The organism is Mesorhizobium sp. M7A.F.Ca.MR.362.00.0.0, from assembly GCF_004023175.1.
Taxonomy (GTDB): Bacteria; Pseudomonadota; Alphaproteobacteria; order Rhizobiales; family Rhizobiaceae; genus Mesorhizobium.
In genome coordinates, this window is record NZ_RZTF01000235.1 from 1 (window position 1) to 461 (window position 461).

Here is a 461-nt window from a genome sequence, read left to right on the forward strand (position 1 = left end):
AGCTTGCACAGATCGACCGCTGCTTCGGTATGGCCGGAGCGCATCAGCACGCCGCCTTCGCGTGCGATCAGCGGGAAGATGTGGCCGGGGCGGACGAAATCCGAGCCGCCAACATTGCCGTTGGCAAGATTGCGAACGGTCAAAGTGCGATCTTCGGCCGAGATGCCCGTCGTGGTGCCATGCTTGAAATCGACGCTGACGGTGAAAGCGGTGGTATGGGCGGAATCGTTGTCGGCGACCATGGGCGCAAGGTTCAGCCGCTTGGCTTCCTCGCGCGGCATCGGCGTGCAGACGATGCCGGAGGTGTGGCGCACGATGAACGCCATCTTTTCAGGCGTGCAGTGGACGGCGGCAACGATCAGGTCGCCCTCGTTCTCGCGCCCGTCATCATCCATGACGACGACGATCTCGCCGCGTTCGAAAGCACGCAGGGCTTCGACGATTTTCTTCTGGTCGTAAGG

The 461-nt window shown here is 62.3% G+C and carries 1 protein-coding gene; it reads right to left on the reverse strand.

The window, feature by feature from the left end; genetic code table 11:
• Positions 1-461, reverse strand: a 461-nt coding sequence (gene ribB, locus EOC06_RS24345) for a 3,4-dihydroxy-2-butanone-4-phosphate synthase (RefSeq protein ID WP_128308988.1), incomplete at both ends; no start/stop codon positions are given.